This is a genomic window from Streptomyces sp. NPDC057280 (assembly GCF_042668605.1).
Lineage (GTDB): Bacteria > Actinomycetota > Actinomycetes > Streptomycetales > Streptomycetaceae > Streptomyces.
The window spans coordinates 1,640,456-1,655,180 of the sequence record NZ_JBHUYR010000002.1 but is presented as its reverse complement, the minus strand read 5'-3'; the positions used below and the strand labels follow the sequence as shown (position 1 = coordinate 1,655,180).

Below are 14,725 nucleotides of genomic sequence, written 5' to 3'. Positions count from 1 at the left end.
CGCCGGGGATGCGGCAGGCTGGAGCAATGACCGACCGGTGGACACAGTCCGTACGGCATCAGCTCGGCCTCGGCAGGCTGCTGCCCCTGGGTGGCGCGCGTGACGGCGCGTGGATCGCGGAGGAGGCGGCCGAGGCGGTGCTGCGGCGTGCGGTACGGGGGATGCGCGGCGTACGCCTGGAGTCGCTGCGGATCGCGCTCGTCGATCCGGAGGCGGCGCGCGAGCCTGTCGTACCGCCGCCGCCGAGCGCCCTGCCGCCGGGGCCGTTGCGGGTCTCGGCGGGGTTCGCGGCGACCGCGCGGGAGCCGCTGCCGACGACGGCGGACCGGCTGCGGACGGGTCTGGCGACCGCGGCCACGGAGCTGCTGGGGCTGGCGGTGGCGGAGGTCGATCTGGAGGTGACGGCTCTGCTGGACGAGGAGCCGGAGGCCGAGCCGGTACGGCGGCGGCCCGAGCCGCCGTCGGCCGTGGTGGCCGACGATCCCGCGGCGGCCGCCGCCCTCGCGGTGCCCGGCGTGGCGGGGGTCACCGCCGCGCTGGGGCAGGCGGTGCGGAGCGAGGCGGCCCTGCCGCGAGGCCACGTCCGGGTGGAGGTGGCGGTCGACGCGGACCACCGGGCGCTGGATGTGGCCCTGGCGGTCCGCGAGCAGGTGGGGAAGGCGCTTCCCGGTCATCCGACGGTGGCGGTGCTGGTCACCGCGGTCGGGTGAACGCCTGTGGGGGCTATTCGCCGATGCCGGCCAGGTCGCGCAGTCGGCGTGCCTGTGCGGCGCGCTCGGCGGCGCGCTGCTCGTCGTAGGTGCGGTCCTGGGCGCCACGCAGCAGCGCCTTGGTCTCGATGACGGCGTCCCGCGGCGCGGCCAGCAGGGCGCCGGCGAGGTCGCGTACGGCGTCGTCGAGCTGGTCCCGGGGGACGGCGATGTTGGCCAGGCCGGTGGTGACGGCTTCCTCGGCCAGGACGAAGCGTCCGGTGGCGCAGATCTCCAGCGCACGGGCATAGCCGACGAGGGAGACGAGCGGGTTCGTGCCCGTGAGGTCCGGGACCAGGCCCAGGCTGGTCTCGCGCATGGCGAACTGCACGTCGTCGGCGACGACGCGAAGGTCGCAGGCGAGCGCGAGCTGGAAGCCCGCCCCGATGGCATGCCCCTGGACGGCGGCGATGGACACGATGTCGCTCCGCCGCCACCAGGTGAAGCCCTCCTGGAACTCCGCGATGGCAGCGTCGAGTTCGGCGTCACCACTGCGGGCGAGGTCGATGAACGACGGCTCGCCCTCGATCCCCTCCGGCGTGAACATCTGCCGGTCGAGCCCCGCGGAGAAGGACTTGCCCTCACCGCGCAGCACGACGACCCGGACGGAGCCCGGCACCAGCCGACCCGCCGCGGCGAGCGCCCGCCACAGAGCGGGGCTCTGCGCGTTGAGCTTGGCCGGGTTGGTCAGCGTCACCGTGGCGAGGGTGTCCTCGACGGTGAGCCGTACGCCGTCCTTGTCGAGCAGGGGAACGAGTTCCTGGCCCATGGGGCGCCTCCGATGAGTGCGGTCATCCGCCGTGCCACACGGCACAGCTAAGTGACTGCACAGTAACCACCCGGACGGTCAGCCGACCGACCGGGTGGCCACCATCGAAGCCGAGGGGCCGCCCGGAATCAGGACGACGCGGCCTTCTTGCCCCGGGTCGCGCCGCCACGCCCACGAAGCGTGACGCCCGACTCGCTGAGCATCCGGTGTACGAAGCCATACGAGCGGCCGGTCTCTTCGGCCAGCGCCCGGATGCTCGCACCGGAGTCGTACTTCTTCTTCAGGTCTGCCGCGAGCTTGTCGCGCGCGGCGCCGGTCACCCGGCTGCCCTTCTTCAGAGTCTCGGCCACCCGTGCCTCCTCATGGGAAGTGCGCTCTGGTCTCCTCATGATCACCCCTCCCGGGCTTCCTGGCCACCCATTCGGCAAGGTCCGTAAGACAAGGTTGTGACGACAGGAGCGCATCCCCACATACGGAATCTGGGATTCCATCACGGCGCGTTCGTACCGCCGAACGGGTTCATTTGTGAACGGGCAGGTCAGAGACGTGCGACGGCCGACCCCTTGTCGACAAAGGGATCGGCCGCGAAATGGATGTAGGACACACCCCGGTACGAGGAGATCTCACACAGATGATGGATCACCGGTAAGCCGAATGATCCATACGCCGTGGATCACGCATTCGATCAAGCCAGGGCGACCAGATCCGCGTAGTCGGCACCCCACAGGTCCTCGACACCGTCCGGCAGCAGAATGATCCGCTCCGGCTGGAGCGCCTCGACGGCGCCCTCGTCGTGGGTGACGAGGACGACGGCGCCCTTGTAGGTGCGCAGCGCGCCGAGGATCTCCTCGCGGCTGGCGGGGTCGAGGTTGTTGGTGGGCTCGTCCAGGAGCAGCACGTTCGCCGACGACACCACCAGGGTGGCGAGGGCGAGCCGGGTCTTCTCACCGCCGGAGAGGACGCCCGCGGGCTTGTCGACGTCGTCGCCGGAGAACAGGAAGGAGCCGAGCACCTTGCGGACCTCGACGAGGTCCATGTCGGGGGCGGCCGAGCGCATGTTCTCCAGGACCGTGCGGTCGGGGTCCAGGGTCTCGTGCTCCTGGGCGTAGTAGCCGATCTTGAGGCCGTGACCGGGGACGACGGCACCGGTGTCCGGCTGCTCGGCACCGGCGAGCAGCCGCAGCAGCGTCGTCTTGCCCGCGCCGTTGAGCCCGAGGATGACCACCCTCGATCCCTTGTCGATCGCCAGGTCGACGTCGGTGAAGATCTCCAGCGAGCCGTAGGACTTCGACAGGCCTTCGGCGGTCAGCGGGGTCTTGCCGCAGGGCGCCGGCTCCGGGAAGCGGAGCTTGGCGACCTTGTCGGAGACCCGGACCGCCTCCAGGCCCGCCAGCAGCCGGTCGGCGCGCTTGGCCATGTTCTGCGCGGCGACCGTCTTGGTGGCCTTGGCGCGCATCTTGTCGGCCTGCGAGTGCAGGGCGGCGGCCTTCTTCTCGGCGTTCTGCCGCTCGCGCTTGCGGCGCTTCTCGTCGGCCTCGCGCTGCTGCTGGTAGAGCCTCCAGCCCATGTTGTAGACGTCGATCTGGGCGCGGTTGGCGTCCAGGTAGAAGACCTTGTTGACGACCGTCTCGACCAGGTCGACGTCGTGGGAGATCACGATGAAGCCGCCGCGGTAGGTCTTGAGGTAGTCGCGCAGCCAGACGATCGAGTCGGCGTCGAGGTGGTTCGTGGGCTCGTCGAGCAGCAGCGTGTCCGCGTCCGAGAACAGGATGCGGGCCAGCTCGATACGGCGGCGCTGACCACCGGAGAGGGTGTGCAGCGGCTGGCCGAGCACCCGGTCGGGAAGGTTCAGCGCGGCGGCGATGGTGGCGGCCTCGGCCTCGGCGGCGTACCCGCCCTTGGTGAGGAACTCCGTCTCCTGGCGCTCGTACTGCTTGAGCGCCTTCTCGCGGGTGGCGCCCTGGCCGTTGGCGATGCGCTGTTCGTTCTCGCGCATCTTGCGGATCAGTACGTCGAGGCCGCGCGCGGAGAGGATGCGGTCGCGGGCGAGGACGTCGAGGTCGCCGGTGCGAGGGTCCTGCGGGAGGTAGCCGACCTCGCCGGAGCGGGTGATCTGGCCGGCGGCGGGGATGCCCTCACCGGCGAGGCACTTGGTGAGGGTCGTCTTTCCCGCGCCGTTGCGGCCGACCAGGCCGATGCGGTCGCCCTTGGCGACACGGAAGGTGGCGGACTCGATGAGGACTCGGGCGCCGGCGCGCAGCTCGATACCGGTGGCGGAGATCACGGACAGACTCCAGGGCGTGTGTATGACGGTTGTGGGCGGCTGAGGACGTTCCCGCCGTCTAATGCGCGAGGAGAATGGCCATGGGCCAAGTCTAACGGGGGCATGCAAGCACTTTTTCTGGGTGCGGGTGTTCGGGACCCGCGGTGTGCTCCGGGTGCGGGGGCCGGAGCCGTGGATCACGATGGCGGCATGCAGTTCGACGACGACGCCCGACTGGACACCTCCGAGGTCCAGGACGTGCGCGGCAGCCGCATCCCCGGAGGCAGGGCGACCGTCGGCGGGGGCATCGCCGGTCTGATCGCGCTGCTGCTGGGGCTGTTCCTCGGGGTGGGACCCGACCAACTGGGGCTCAGCGACAGCGGCGGGGGCCGGCCCGCCGCCACGTCCTCCGGCCTCGCGCAGGTCCAGCAGTCCTGCCGTACCGGGCAGGACGCGAACACCCGGGACGACTGCCGGATGGTCGCGGTCGTCAACAGCGTGCAGGACTACTGGGACCTGGAGTTCGCGCGGCGCAACGGCGTGTACTCCCGCACCCCCACCGTCTTCTTCAGTGAGCGGGTCGGCACGGCGTGCGGGTCGGCGACCTCCGCGGTCGGGCCGTTCTACTGCCCCGGTGACCGGAAGGTCTATCTGGACCTCGGCTTCTTCGACGAGCTGCGCTCGAAGTTCGGCGCGAGCGGCGGCGCCTTCGCACAGGCCTACGTCGTCGCGCACGAGTACGGGCATCACGTGCAGGACCTGACGGGCACGCTGGGCCGGTCCCAGGACGGGCGCACCGGCGCGGGCAGCAACGCGGTCAAGGTCGAGCTCCAGGCGGACTGCTACGCCGGGGTGTGGGCGCACCACGCGACCACCACGAAGGACGAGTCGACCGGGCGGCCCCTCATCACCAGCCTCACCGCCGCCGACATCGCCGACGGCCTGGACGCGGCGGCGGCCGTGGGCGACGACCGGATCCAGGAGCGGTTCCAGGGGCGGGTGACGCCGGAGTCGTGGACGCACGGGTCGGCGGCGCAGCGGCAGCAGTGGTTCCGGACGGGGTACGAGAGCGGCGACATGGCGCAGTGCAACACCTTCCGCTGACCGGTGTGCGGGGGTTTCAGCTGGTCACGGGTGATTGTCAGTGGTCGCTGCAAGACTGGGCCGCACATCGGGATTCGTCGATTTCCGAGTGTTTCCGGATCACGAGGGAGTGATCGGCATGGCAGGCACGAGCGGTGGGCGGCCCAGCATCTACCCGACGCTGCTGTACGCGGACGCCAAGGCGGCGATCCGGCAGCTGACGGAGGCGTTCGGCTTCACCGAGCTGTCGGTGTACGAGGGCGAGGACGGCTCGGTGCTGCACGCCGAGCTGGTGCAGGGCAACGGCGCGGTGATGGTCGGCTCCAAGGGCCGCGGGGGTCTCTTCGACGCGGCGATGAAGGACGCGGGCACGACCGGGGTGTACGTCGCCGTGGCCGACGTCGACGCACACCACCGGCACGCCGTGGAGCAGGGCGCGGAGATCCTGATGCCCCCGACCGACCAGGACTACGGAGCGCGGGACTACATGGCCCGTGACGTCGAGGGCAACATCTGGAGCTTCGGGACCTATACGCCGGAGATAGGCGGCTAGGTCCCTGCCTCAGCTGCGGCCGGTGTGCACCTGGAAGGCCGCCCGGCGGACCGCCTTGGCCAGCGCCGGGTCGGGGTGGGCGGCGGCGAGGGCGACCAGGACCTGGACGGTGCGGGGGTGACCGACGGCCCGCACCTCGTCGAGGAGCATGGGCACGGTCGGCTGCACCGCGGACTCCAGGTGGCGCACCAGCAGCGGGGCCTCTCCGTGGTCGGCGACGGCGGCCGCGGTGTCGACCCACAGCCAGGTGGCCTCCTCGCGGGTGAGCACCTCGTGGGCGTCCTCCGGGTCGTGGCCGTCGTGCTCGGCGAGCCACAGCAGGGCGTACGGCCGCAGCGTCGGCTCGTCGGCCACGGCGCGGACGTCGGGCTCGGCGGGGGCGCCGACGACCCGCAGCGCCTCGAAGGCGAGGCCGCGCAGCAGGGCGTCCTCGCCGCGGGCGGCGTCGATGAGTTCGGTGACGGCGCTGCCGACGGGGCGGGCGGCGAGCCAGGCCCGGTACTCGGCGCGGGCGGCGTTGGGACGCAGTTGTGCGCAGCCGCGGAGCATCTCCTCGGCGCCGACCTCGATGTTGCCGGCGGGGCTCTGCGCGGCGACGCAGATCTGTTCCAGCTTGACCCACACCGCCCAGCTGCCCAGCGGGGTGAGCGTGGCCTGGCCGTCGCCGTAGGTGAGGGCGCCGACGGAGGCCAGGGCGTGCAGGGCCCAGTCGAGGAGCGGTTCGAGGGGGGCGTCCGCGGGCTGCGGCTGGGGCTCGGGCTGTGCGGCGGGGTCGGGCCGCGGGCCGTAGGGGATCTCGCAGCGCTCCGTGCGCAGTTCGGTGACGCGCTGCTCCAGGAGGTCCAGGAGCTGTTCCACGGGCACGGGGCCGGCGGAGAGCTGGAGGAAGGAGAGCACCTGCGGCATGGCCGAGACGACCTCGGCGACGGCGGCGGGCTCGTGGTCCGCGGGTTCGGGGTGGGCCAGCGACCAGGCGTCGAAGAGGGCGACCCAGCCGCGCAGGACGGCGCTGTCGTCGCGGTCCCAGGCGCGCAGGCGCCAGCCGGGGCGGGCGCTGTCGCCGTGCACCTCCACGAGGCCGGCGAGGCGGGCGGTGTCCCAGTCGGCGCGGATCTGAGCCGGGGTCAGGCCCAGGTCGGCGGCGGCCCGTTCGGCGGTCTCGTCGGAGAGGGTGGCCTTGCCGTCGGCTCGGCCGCCGTCCCGGCCGGGGCCCAGGGCGGCGTCGGCCCAGTGGGCGACGCGGGCCGCGCCGGCGAGGCCGGAGCGAGCCATTCTGGCCAACTCGGCCTGTGCCGGGGTGCCCTCCGGGGGGCGGGGTGCGGGGCGGCGCGAGCGCCGCTGGTTCATCGCTCGGGGGGCGGCGGCCAGGGGTCGCGTGCGGACGAGTCGAAGCCTGGAGTCGCGCGGGATACGGGACGTCACGGGTGCAGTCTTCCGGTTGACGGTCCGAAAACCCAAACGGAATGTAACGGCGGGCTACGGGGATGGCCAACGCACGGGTCGCGGCGGGGGCTCGGGGACCGGGATCAGGCCAGTGGTACGGCCTTAAACGGAACCTTCGCGACCGTCGGCGGAGGACCGTTACATCAGCTACATCAGCGGCGTCAGAAAACGGCGGAGCGCCTCTTCGTAGCCCGTCGGGTCGGCGTTCCACATGGCTCCGTGCGGGGCGTGCGGGACGGTGTGGAGGGCGACGAGGTTGGGGCGGGTGGCGGCGAGGCGGCGGGAGAGGGACCAGGGGGCGACGGTGTCGTCCGGGCCGTGCAGGATCAGGGTGGGCACCTTGAGCAGGTCGGGGTCGACGGCTTCGGCGAGGCGGTCGCCGTGCAGTCCGGTGCGGCCCTGGGCGGCACGGACGGCGAGGGGCAGCAGGGCGCCCGGGGTGCGGTTGGCCGAGGCGAGGGCGCGCAGGGTGGTCTCCCAGCTGAGCACCGGGGAGTCCAGGATCAGGCCCCTGATGCGCTCGCGGACGCCGGAGTGGGCGGCGGCGCGCAGCGCCATGGTGGCGCCGGTGGACCAGCCGAGCAGGACGACGTTCCGGGCGCCGTTGCGCAGGGCGTGGCGGATCGCGGCGTCCAGGTCGCGCCACTCGGTCTCGCCGAGGTGGTTGAGGCCGTCGGGCTGCCGGGGTGCGCCGAGGTCGCCGCGGTAGCCGAGGGCGAGCACCGGGAAGCGCCGGTCGACGAGGAACCGCATGACGTTCATGGAGAGTTCGCGGGTGGCGCCGAGGCCGTGGACGGCGATGACCCAGGTGGCGCGGGCGCCGGGCACGAACCACGCGGGCAGGGTGCCGAGTTCGCCGGGGATCTCGACGTCGGCATGGTCGAGGCCGAGGGCGGAGCGCGGGTCGCCGGCGTGGACCTGAGGGGTGAACCACACCTTGTCGCCGGGTTCGAGGGTGCCGTGCGTGACGCGTTCGAGGCGGCGTACGACGGTGTCGGCGGAGTGGGAGGCGGTGCCGAGGACGGGTCCGACCACCGCATGGCTGCCGTCGCCGGCGAGGCCGTACGTGCCGGGCCGCAGGGCGGCGAGGTCGCGGGTCAGGGCGATCTGGCCGGCGGCCGTGGCGTGCACGGTGAGCCGGGGTTCGCTGGGCAGGGGCCGGCCCGGGGGCGCCTTGAGAGCGGCGTCGCTGGCGAGCCGCCCGGCGGCAACGCTCGCGGCTCCGGCGGCCAGGGCCACGGTGACGGCGGCGGCCGTCGCTTTGACAGTGCGCACCCGTCCAGTGTCCGGGTGGAGCGGGGTGGGGGCCAGTGGGAGGGCGGGTGAGGGTGACTTCGGGTGCGGGGAGGGGGTGCGTGGGGGGGGCGGCGCGGGCGAGGTCCGGTGCCGGGAGGGGGCCTGTTGGGGGTAGCGGGTGGCGTCGGGTGCCGGGAGGGGGTGGGTTGGGGGCGGTGCGGGCGAGGTCCGGTGCCGGGAGGCGTGGGCGACGTCAGATGCCCGGAGAGGGCGTGTTGGGGGCAGCGCGGGCGAGGTCCGATGCCCGGAGACGGCGCGTCGGAGGCAGCGCGGGCAGGGTCCGGTGCCCGGAGACGGCGCGTTGGGAGGGGCTCGGGCGAGGTCGGGGCGCCGGGTTGGTGGGGTGCGGCGGGGCATCGTTCTGTGGGGCATCGTCGCGGGCGAGTGCCGTCGGGGCGGGAGGTCGTCGCGACCGGGTTCGCTCGCGGTGGAAGTCAGGGGCCGTCGATCTCCGTGGGCGGTGGGCGTCAGCCGGGCTGACCGTACCCCCGTAGCTTCTCCCCCGCCTCGGCCACCTGTTCCGGCGACAGCAGGCTCGGGGTCAGGCCCGGTACCGAGGACGCCGTCAGCCACAGGCGGCACATCCACTCCAGCTGGGCGGTGCGGTCGAAGGCCTGGTCGAGGGTGTCGCCGTAGGTGATCGTGCCGTGGTTCTGGAGGAGGCAGGCGGTGCGGTCGGCGAGGGCGTGGAGCATGTTCTCGGCCAACTCCTCGGTGCCGTACGTCGCATACGGGGCAACCCGGACGGCGCCGCCGAGCGCGCCGGACATGTAGTGGACGGCGGGGAGTTCCGGCACGAGCGTGGAGACGGCCGTCGCGTGGACGGCGTGGGTGTGGACGACGGCGCGGGCGTCGGTGGCGCGGTGGACGGCGAGATGCATGGGCAGTTCGCTGGTCGGGACCAGCGTGCCGAGGACCTGCCGGCCGTCGAGGTCGACGCCGGTGACGTCGTCCGGCGTCAGCCGGTCGTACGGCACTCCCGACGGCGTGACCAGCACGGTGTCGCCGACGCGGACGGAGACGTTGCCAGAGGTGCCGACGACGAGTCCGTCGGTGACGGTGCGGCGGGCGGTGGCGACGAGGTGCTCCCAGGCGCGGGCCTCCTCCTCGCGCACACCGCGCCCCCACGCTTCGCCCACGGTCCGCGCGCCCTCCCGGTCGTCCCGTCCGTCCCGCTGCTCCTGCCGCTGCTCAGCCATGTCGCGATCCTCCCAGGCAGGCCTCTCGCGCACCGCCGGGCCGGGGCACTTTAGGGCGGAGGCACGGCGTCCGGAAGTACGCATCTACGGATACATCACCCTCTTGCGCAGCTTGGCCAGACATCACCGAAGGTTCCCTGATCTTCCAGTAATCTCGCTGCCTGATTTGTCGTGCACGTCGCCATTCCGGGGGGAAATATGGCTCGTGATCGCAAACCGTCCCGCCACCGCGCCCGCGTCCTCGCGGCCTCCGTGGCCGCCCTCGCCCTCTCGGGAACCGCACTGGCCGAGTTCCCGGCCGCGGCGGCGGGCAAGCCGAAGGGGCACGACGTCTCCTCGCACCAGAAGAACGTCGACTGGCAGAGCGCGAAGAGCAAGGGCGCCAGGTTCGTCTACATCAAGGCGACCGAGGGCCGGACCTATCGCAACCCGTACTTCGACCAGCAGTACACCGGATCGCGCGCCGCGGGACTCCTCCGCGGGGCGTACCACTTCGCCTTGCCGGACAAGTCGTCGGGCAAGGCGCAGGCGCGGTACTTCGTGAACAACGGCGGCGGCTGGAGCGCGGACGGCTGGACGCTGCCGCCGGCGCTCGACATCGAATACAACCCGTACGACGGCAAGCACCGGTGCTACGGCCTGAAGAAGGCCGCGATGGTCAGCTGGATCAAGTCCTTCAGCAACGAGGTCAAGCGGCTCACCGGCCGGCGCCCGGTGATCTACACGACCGCCCACTGGTGGAACGTCTGCACCGGCGGCAGCCGCGCGTTCGCCGCGAATCACGCACTGTGGGTGGCCCGTTACGACGCGGCGGACGCCGGATCGCTGCCGAACGGATGGTCGTACTGGACGCTCTGGCAGTACGACAACAGCGGCAACCTGCCGGGTGACCAGAATCTCTTCAACGGCTCGGCGGCACAGCTGAGGAAGTTCGCCCGGGGCGCGTGACCGTGCGGCGCACGGGCCGTGCGGCGGGCGTCGGCGACACCGGAGGGAAAACCCTCGGTTCCAGACACCGTGCGGCCCGCCTCAGTTCATCTTCCGTTCACCCTGGTTACCTACCTTCAATGAGCCAATGACGCTCGAACGATTGCCTGGGTAAATGGAAAACTTCTCGCTGATCCTCGCGATTGTGGTGGTAACCGCACTCGCGTTCGATTTCACGAACGGTTTTCACGACACCGCCAACGCGATGGCCACGACCATCTCGACCGGTGCGCTCAAGCCCAAGGTCGCGGTGGCCATGTCCGCCGCGCTCAACCTTGTGGGCGCCTTCCTCTCCGTGGAGGTCGCCAACACGATCTCCAAGGGTCTCGTCGACGAGAGCGGCATACGTCCTGAGGTGATCTTCGCGGCCCTGGTGGGCGCGATCCTCTGGAACCTGCTGACCTGGCTGGTCGGACTCCCCTCCAGCTCCTCGCACGCCCTCATGGGCGGTCTGATAGGCGCCACCATCGCTTCGGCGGGCACGGGCGCGGTCCACGGTGACGTCCTGGTCACCAAGGTCCTCATCCCGGCGATCGCGGCCCCGCTGGTCGCGGGCATCGCGGCCATGCTGGCCACGCGGTTCTCCTACACGCTCGGCAAGAAGGCGGACGGCAAGTCGGCCGCCAAGGGCTTCCGCGCCGGCCAGATCGCCTCGGCCGGCCTGGTGTCCCTCGCCCACGGCACGAACGACGCGCAGAAGACGATGGGCATCATCACCCTGGCCCTCGTTGCCGGCGGCGCCGTCGCGCCCGACTCCGACCCGCCCACCTGGGTCATCCTCTCGGCGGGCCTGGCCATCGCGCTCGGCACCTACCTGGGCGGCTGGCGCATCATCCGCACGATGGGCAAGGGCCTGACCGACCTCCAGCCGCAGCAGGGCTTCGCGGCCCAGACCAGCGCGGCGACGGTCATCCTGGCCTCCTCGCACCTCGGCTTCTCCCTCTCCACCACGCACTCCGTCTCCGGTTCGGTGATGGGCGCGGGCCTCGGCCGCAAGGGCGGCGTGGTCCGCTGGTCGACGGCGACGCGGATGTTCGTGGCGTGGGGTCTCACGCTCCCGGCGGCCGCCCTGGTGGGTGCGCTGGCCGAGTCCGTGTGCGACCTCGGCGACTGGGGCACGGCGGTGGTCGCGGTCTTCCTGATCGCCTCCAGCGCGGCCATCTGGAAGATCTCGCGCCGCGAGGTCGTGGACGCGTCGAACGTCAACGACACCGACGAGCCGGCCGGCGTGGTCACCACGGCGATCGCGGCCGTGACCCCGCCCCCGGCGGGCACGGTGGTGGACGACCTGACCGCCACGATCCCCGCCCCGGCAGCGGCCACCGCGGAACCGGCCGCACCGCCGGCCGCCGCGGTCTGAGCCCCAGCGACGAAGGAAAGCAAGCACCATGAAGATCGACTGGCAAGCACTGGGCTCCGTCTTCGGCGTCAGCCTCGTCGTCACCGTGGCCCTCGTGGCCCTCTTCACCCTCGGCATCATGGGCCTCTCCCGCCAGGAGCGGGCATCGGCCCAGGGCGGCACGGCCGCCTTCGCCGTGACCGGCGCGTACGCCTGCTTCGCCGCGTGTGCGGCGGCGGTGGGGTACGGGATCTATCTGATCGTGGCCTGACCGACCGACACCTTTACCGCGCCCCCGGACCTCACCGTCCGGGGGCGCGGTTCTGTGTTGACGCCCACCGATCGGCCACCGTTGCTAGGGTCTGCGTCACATCGGAAGGTACCGAAAAGACATGTGTCATACTGAGTACTGCTCAACTGACATACGCTCATACGAATAGCGCCCAAAGAACTGGCGTCTGTTCGCCCGCTGTCGCTTCGATGGCTTCCGAACTCACTCACGCATCGAGCAGTACGGAAGAGGGAACATCATGGCCAGGGAAGTCGATCCGAGCCTCAACAGGCGCAGGCTCCGCATCGAGCTACGCCGAGCCCGTGAAGCAACCGGGATGACTCAGCTCGAAGCCGCTCAGGCCCTGGAGTGGTCACTTTCCAAAATCATCCGGATCGAGGCGGGGACGGTCAGCGTCTCAGTCACCGACCTGCGCGCACTCCTCCAGCAGTACGAGGTCGTGGATGAAGTACTGATCGCCGATCTGGAAGAGGCGGCTCGCGGCTCCAAGGGACAGTCCTGGTGGGCGGAGTACCGGGACATGATCAGCTCGCAGTTCGCTCAGTACCTGGGGTACGAGAGCTCTGCAATCACGATCCAGGCGTTCAACCCCGTCGTCTTTCCCGCTCTTCTGCAGAACGAGGACTATGCCGAGGCACTGCTCAAGGGCCGCACCGGCGAGGCACAGGCCCGCCGGGCCGTCGAACTCAGGACCGCCCGCCAGGAGCGCGTCTTCGACGACGAGGAGGGGCCGCGCGCCCATTTCGTCGTCGACGAGTCGGTCTTCCGCCGGCACGTCGGCGGCCCTTCGGTCATGCGCCGCCAATTGGAGCACGTCAAGACACTCGCCCAGCACCCCCGGGTGAACCTGCAACTCCTCCCCTTCACGGCGGGTTCCTTCTTCGGCTCGACAGCCCCCTTCGTACTGCTCACCTTCAAGGACGACGACGATCTGCTCTACATCGAGGGAAGTACCGGAAGCGTGACGAGCCGTGACGACATCGAACTCATCGCGCGCTACCAGGAGAGCTTCGCGGAAATCAGCGGCGCCGCGTACGAGGGCGACCAGGTCATCGAACTGATCGACGAGATCAGCACAGGCATGCGTACCAGCTGAACCCGGGCGGGTACGGCACCGGGCGGCGTCAAGGAGGGCCTATGTGGGTCTTCGACAGGTTACACGAGGGGTGGCGCCGGCTTGTGTCCACGCACGTCCCTCAAACAGCCGTAGAGCCAGGCCCGGCCGCTGAGCCGGAGGAGGGCGAGCCGCCCACCGACGATGTCGCACTGCGATCCGCAGCGATGCGCGACCCGGACTGGACGGACAACCTCGGGCGCATCGAGAAACAGCGAGCGGAGCAGGAGATGCGGAGGGAGCGCGCGACCGCGGACCAGCAGATCAGGCAGCGCACCGCGGCCTGGCTGCTGGGCTCGGGGACCGGGCTGCTGTTCCTGATCGCCGGTGTTCCGGTCACCAAGGCCGTTCAGGGCCAGCCTGTCACGTCCCTGGGCGTCTGGACCCTGCTCCTGCTCCTCGTGCTGGCCGCATGCGTGGTGGTCGGTGTCTTCCTCCTGATAGCCCGTCTGCTCATGGACGGCTCCGAGGCATCCGAGGACCGGGACCGCGGCCGGGAGGTCAGCGACGCCGCTGCTTCGTCAGATCCGCCGAGGCTTCCCGGTCAGCGGGCCGCTCCGGCCCGCTCCCCCGCCCCCGAGGGCGGCGCGCCGGATTCCGAGGCCGGACGGTGAACGGCGCCCCGCCCCACCACAGTCCGGCCGCCGCGGCCAGCACCAACGTCACGCCCGCCCAGACGACCGCTCGCGCATCGCGCCCCGGAACCAGCAGCGCGATCGCGGCCCCGCCTGCCACCGCGAGCACTCCGGATCCCACGCAGACCACGACCGCCACGGCGATCTCAAGTCTCGTCGTGCCGCTCGTGGTCCGCCGGATCCGTGGTGACGAGACATCCCTCGTCCGCCCGCCGCGCATCTGCCCACCCCTCCCGTCACGCAGGACGGACCGTCACCGGCCGTCCCGCTCCGGGGACACAAGCCGCCCCAGGAAGGTCCCCCAGGCATTACGACCGAAGGTCAGCCCGGGCCCCTGGCGCCACTTCGAATCACGGACTCGTACGGTTTCCTCGTCCACCGCCAGCTCCAGGCAGTCCTCGCTGGGAACGGTGGAGTAGCTGCTCTTGTGCCATCGCAGCTGCGCCTGCTCATGCAGCTGTGCCTGCCGCTCGGACGGATGCCCGTCGATCACGCCGACCTCCCCCTACCGAGTGTCAGCACCTCGACGCGACCCGTCTCTCGCAGCAGCGTATCGCTCCGCCCTGGGGCCGCGAAGGTAGCTCGTGGTCACCGACCCGAAACAGCCGGTTCTGCCCTGTTCGTTCGTACTGCCCGCCGGTTCCCTGTGCGACTCTCTCAGGTCTCTTTCCCCTTCGGGACGGCGTGGACGCGTCATGGCCGCCGCCATCCCGCTCTGTGGGCCTCAGCACACTCTCCCTTCGCAGGTCAACAGCGAGTTGACGGCTCTTCCGGGCCCGTGGTGGACTGCCGGGGCCAAGTACGGCGGCCAGGGAGGAAGTCCGGTGTGAATCCGGCGCGGTCCCGCCACTGTCACCGGGGTAGGTAGCCCCGGGAGCCAGGAACTCCCACCGCCGGTCTCGTCGAACCAGGGCGTGGACACCCTGAGTGAGGACATGTCGCCATGCTCGCCTGCCGTTTGAGGTACAGCACCCGGACAGCCACGAGGTCGCTGCCCGACCCC

Annotated in this window: 15 protein-coding genes and 1 riboswitch; of the genes, 8 read left to right on the top strand and 7 right to left on the bottom strand. The window is 71.2% G+C overall.

Annotated features, from left to right (window positions below):
• Positions 1-26 precede the first annotated feature (26 nt).
• The gene (locus tag ACFUO4_RS18065) at positions 27-710 is read left to right on the top strand and encodes a nucleopolyhedrovirus P10 family protein (RefSeq protein WP_383485497.1); all 684 of its coding nucleotides are present in this window, start codon (positions 27-29) and stop codon (positions 708-710) included.
• A gap of 13 nt (positions 711-723) precedes the next feature.
• On the opposite strand, the gene ACFUO4_RS18060 is transcribed toward ACFUO4_RS18065, so the two are convergent.
• The 3 genes from ACFUO4_RS18060 to ACFUO4_RS18050 form a co-directional block, all read right to left on the bottom strand.
• Positions 724-1,518 carry an enoyl-CoA hydratase/isomerase family protein gene (locus ACFUO4_RS18060; RefSeq protein WP_079308218.1) on the bottom strand — a complete coding sequence of 265 codons (795 nt, stop codon included), beginning with the start codon at positions 1,516-1,518 and terminating at the stop codon, positions 724-726.
• Positions 1,519-1,646: 128 nt separating this feature from the next.
• Entirely contained in the window at positions 1,647-1,868 is a 222-nt protein-coding gene (locus ACFUO4_RS18055) for a helix-turn-helix domain-containing protein (RefSeq protein ID WP_004002281.1), read from the bottom strand.
• A 335-nt stretch (positions 1,869-2,203) separates the two neighbouring features.
• Positions 2,204-3,802 (bottom strand): ABC-F family ATP-binding cassette domain-containing protein, encoded by a 1,599-nt coding sequence (locus ACFUO4_RS18050; protein ID WP_383485492.1) that lies wholly within the window; start codon positions 3,800-3,802, stop codon positions 2,204-2,206.
• Positions 3,803-3,991: 189 nt separating this feature from the next.
• Here ACFUO4_RS18050 and ACFUO4_RS18045 point away from each other — a divergent pair, with 189 nt between their 5' ends.
• Complete coding sequence (locus ACFUO4_RS18045; protein WP_383485489.1) at positions 3,992-4,885, top strand: neutral zinc metallopeptidase; 894 nt, start codon at positions 3,992-3,994, stop codon at positions 4,883-4,885.
• Between the two features lie 118 nt (positions 4,886-5,003).
• A complete protein-coding gene (locus ACFUO4_RS18040; RefSeq protein WP_079308267.1) occupies positions 5,004-5,417 on the top strand; it encodes a VOC family protein in 414 nt (137 codons plus the stop codon).
• Positions 5,418-5,426: 9 nt separating this feature from the next.
• On the opposite strand, the gene ACFUO4_RS18035 is transcribed toward ACFUO4_RS18040, so the two are convergent.
• The 3 genes from ACFUO4_RS18035 to ACFUO4_RS18025 all read right to left on the bottom strand — a co-directional run bounded on the left by ACFUO4_RS18035 (position 5,427) and on the right by ACFUO4_RS18025 (position 9,355).
• Positions 5,427-6,839 (bottom strand): hypothetical protein, encoded by a 1,413-nt coding sequence (locus tag ACFUO4_RS18035; RefSeq protein ID WP_383485484.1) that lies wholly within the window; start codon positions 6,837-6,839, stop codon positions 5,427-5,429.
• A gap of 168 nt (positions 6,840-7,007) precedes the next feature.
• Positions 7,008-8,135: an alpha/beta hydrolase family protein gene (locus tag ACFUO4_RS18030; RefSeq protein ID WP_383485481.1), complete on the bottom strand. Its 1,128-nt coding sequence runs from the start codon at positions 8,133-8,135 to the stop codon at positions 7,008-7,010.
• A gap of 488 nt (positions 8,136-8,623) precedes the next feature.
• Positions 8,624-9,355: a class II aldolase/adducin family protein gene (locus tag ACFUO4_RS18025; RefSeq protein ID WP_383485478.1), complete on the bottom strand. Its 732-nt coding sequence runs from the start codon at positions 9,353-9,355 to the stop codon at positions 8,624-8,626.
• Between the two features lie 198 nt (positions 9,356-9,553).
• Between ACFUO4_RS18025 and ACFUO4_RS18020 the strand changes: the two genes are divergently transcribed.
• The 5 genes from ACFUO4_RS18020 (at position 9,554) to ACFUO4_RS18000 (ending at position 13,701) form a co-directional block, all read left to right on the top strand.
• Entirely contained in the window at positions 9,554-10,303 is a 750-nt protein-coding gene (locus ACFUO4_RS18020; RefSeq protein WP_383485475.1) for a lysozyme, read from the top strand.
• Positions 10,304-10,457: 154 nt separating this feature from the next.
• Positions 10,458-11,702 carry an anion permease gene (locus ACFUO4_RS18015; RefSeq protein ID WP_383485472.1) on the top strand — a complete coding sequence of 415 codons (1,245 nt, stop codon included), beginning with the start codon at positions 10,458-10,460 and terminating at the stop codon, positions 11,700-11,702.
• Positions 11,703-11,730: 28 nt separating this feature from the next.
• Complete coding sequence (locus ACFUO4_RS18010) at positions 11,731-11,952, top strand: hypothetical protein (RefSeq protein WP_079308223.1); 222 nt, start codon at positions 11,731-11,733, stop codon at positions 11,950-11,952.
• A gap of 259 nt (positions 11,953-12,211) precedes the next feature.
• Entirely contained in the window at positions 12,212-13,069 is an 858-nt protein-coding gene (locus tag ACFUO4_RS18005; RefSeq protein ID WP_383485469.1) for a helix-turn-helix domain-containing protein, read from the top strand.
• 185 nt (positions 13,070-13,254) lie between these two features.
• Entirely contained in the window at positions 13,255-13,701 is a 447-nt protein-coding gene (locus ACFUO4_RS18000) for a hypothetical protein (RefSeq protein WP_383485467.1), read from the top strand.
• A 274-nt stretch (positions 13,702-13,975) separates the two neighbouring features.
• Here the strand turns inward: ACFUO4_RS18000 and ACFUO4_RS17995 are convergent, their stop codons facing one another.
• The gene (locus ACFUO4_RS17995; protein WP_383485464.1) at positions 13,976-14,215 is read right to left on the bottom strand and encodes a DUF397 domain-containing protein; all 240 of its coding nucleotides are present in this window, start codon (positions 14,213-14,215) and stop codon (positions 13,976-13,978) included.
• A 272-nt stretch (positions 14,216-14,487) separates the two neighbouring features.
• A riboswitch (cobalamin riboswitch) is annotated at positions 14,488-14,629 on the top strand.
• The last annotated feature ends 96 nt before the right edge of the window (positions 14,630-14,725 follow it).

Excerpts from the sequence above, each read along its gene's own strand:
- ACFUO4_RS18065 (WP_383485497.1), top strand. The coding sequence starts at position 27 with ATGACCGACCGGTGGACACAGTCCGTACGGCATCAGCTCGGCCTCGGC.
- ACFUO4_RS18060 (WP_079308218.1), bottom strand. The coding sequence starts at position 1,518 with ATGGGCCAGGAACTCGTTCCCCTGCTCGACAAGGACGGCGTACGGCTC.
- ACFUO4_RS18045 (WP_383485489.1), top strand. The coding sequence starts at position 3,992 with ATGCAGTTCGACGACGACGCCCGACTGGACACCTCCGAGGTCCAGGAC.
- ACFUO4_RS18040 (WP_079308267.1), top strand. The coding sequence starts at position 5,004 with ATGGCAGGCACGAGCGGTGGGCGGCCCAGCATCTACCCGACGCTGCTG.
- ACFUO4_RS18025 (WP_383485478.1), bottom strand. The coding sequence starts at position 9,355 with ATGGCTGAGCAGCGGCAGGAGCAGCGGGACGGACGGGACGACCGGGAG.
- ACFUO4_RS18020 (WP_383485475.1), top strand. The coding sequence starts at position 9,554 with ATGGCTCGTGATCGCAAACCGTCCCGCCACCGCGCCCGCGTCCTCGCG.
- ACFUO4_RS18015 (WP_383485472.1), top strand. The coding sequence starts at position 10,458 with ATGGAAAACTTCTCGCTGATCCTCGCGATTGTGGTGGTAACCGCACTC.
- ACFUO4_RS18010 (WP_079308223.1), top strand. The coding sequence starts at position 11,731 with ATGAAGATCGACTGGCAAGCACTGGGCTCCGTCTTCGGCGTCAGCCTC.
- ACFUO4_RS18005 (WP_383485469.1), top strand. The coding sequence starts at position 12,212 with ATGGCCAGGGAAGTCGATCCGAGCCTCAACAGGCGCAGGCTCCGCATC.
- ACFUO4_RS18000 (WP_383485467.1), top strand. The coding sequence starts at position 13,255 with ATGCGCGACCCGGACTGGACGGACAACCTCGGGCGCATCGAGAAACAG.